This is a genomic window from Microvirga sesbaniae, assembly GCF_025460805.1.
GTDB classification, from domain to species: Bacteria; Pseudomonadota; Alphaproteobacteria; order Rhizobiales; family Beijerinckiaceae; genus Microvirga; species Microvirga sesbaniae.
The window spans coordinates 1-1,497 of record NZ_JAMXFJ010000109.1; the positions used below are offsets into that span (position 1 = coordinate 1).

Below are 1,497 nucleotides of genomic sequence, written 5' to 3' on the forward strand. Positions count from 1 at the left end.
CTAGATCCTCGGCGCAGAGGATTTGACGGGTTGGGGGTGGCGCAGGAGGGGCAGGCCTTCAGGGGCGACCAACACCTCGATGCTTCGCGCCACTCCGGGCTGACGGCGGATCAAGCCGGCCCGCTCCAGGGTGAGCACCATCTGGTGCACGGAAGGCGGCGTGACCTGGAAATGACGCTGCATGTCGGTCTCGGCCGGAGGGCGGCCGTGAACGCGCGTGTAGGCGTCGATGAAGGCCAGGTACTGGCCCTGCCGGTCAGTGAAGCTTTTCTCAGACATCCGCCACACGCTCGATTCATCGGCTGATTCAGCTCGGCCTCTCACACGGGAGGCCGAGATGAACATATGCTACCGGGTTGAGCTGAGCGAGGCCGAGCGCGCCACACTCCAGGCGATGCTCAGCGGCGGCAAGCAGGCCGCCCGCACGCTCAAGCGCGCGCAGATCCTGCTGGCAGCCGATGCTGGGGTGCCAGACGAGACGATTGCCCAGAGTGTCGCGGTGGGTAGCTCGACCGTGTACCGGACCAAGCGTCGCTTCGTGGAGGGCAATCTGGAGCGGGCTCTCAGCGAGGAGCCCCGTCCCGGCGCCGCCCGCAAGCTCTCAGGCCCGGAGGAGGCGCTGCTGGTGGCGACCGCCTGCGCAAAGCCGCCTGCGGGCCGGGCCCGCTGGACGCTGGAACTCCTGGCCGGCGAGATCGTGCGGCTCACCCAACACGAGAGCTTGTCGCGCGAGATGGTGCGCCGGCGCCTCTGCGAGAACGCGCTCAAGCCCTGGCAGCAGAAGATGTGGTGCGTCCCGAAGATCGATGGCGAGTATGTGGCGCGCATGGAGGACGTGCTCGACCTCTATGCTGAGGGCCCTGATCCGATGCGGCCAGTGGTGTGCTTCGATGAGAGCCCGGTCCAGCTCATCGGCGAGAGGCGCCCGCCGCTCCCGGCCGCGCCGGGACAGATTGAGCGGGTTGATTACGAGTACCGCCGCTGTGGCACGGTGAACCTGTTCGTGATGGTGGATGCGCACCAGCCCTGGCGCAAAGTGAGCGTCACGGATCGTCGGACGGCCAAGGACTTTGCCGTGTGTATGCGCGAACTGGTGGATGTGGACTTTCCGCAGGCCGAGCGGATCCGGGTGGTGATGGACAACCTGTCGACGCACACGCCCGGCTCCCTCTACGAGGCTTTCCCACCTGACGAGGCGCATCGCCTCCTGGGGCGGCTGGAGTTCCACTATACCCCCAAGCACGCGAGTTGGTTGAATATGGTCGAGATCGAGATCGGGGTGCTCAAGGGCCAGTGCCTGGACCGGCGGATCGACACGCGCGAGGGGCTCGAGCGGGAAATCGCCGCCTGGGAGCGCGAGCGCAACGCCGCCGGTACACGCATGACCTGGATGTTCACGACAGAGAAGGCCCGCACCAAGATGGGCCGTGCCTATCCCAAAACAGCTCCTCTCGAGCCACTCGCCAAACGGTCATAATCACTGCGCCGAGGATCTAG

2 protein-coding genes are annotated in these 1,497 nt (G+C 66.3%); one reads left to right on the plus strand and one right to left on the minus strand.

All coding sequences use genetic code 11. The annotated features are described in order from the left end of the window. Positions 1 to 279 (minus strand): LexA family protein, encoded by a 279-nt coding sequence (locus OCW50_RS33000; RefSeq protein ID WP_210804876.1) that lies wholly within the window; start codon positions 277 to 279, stop codon positions 1 to 3. A 58-nt stretch (positions 280 to 337) separates the two neighbouring features. Between OCW50_RS33000 and OCW50_RS33005 the strand changes: the two genes are divergently transcribed. Next, a complete protein-coding gene (locus OCW50_RS33005; RefSeq protein ID WP_262300398.1) occupies positions 338 to 1,477 on the plus strand; it encodes an IS630 family transposase in 1,140 nt (379 codons plus the stop codon). Positions 1,478 to 1,497 lie beyond the last annotated feature (20 nt).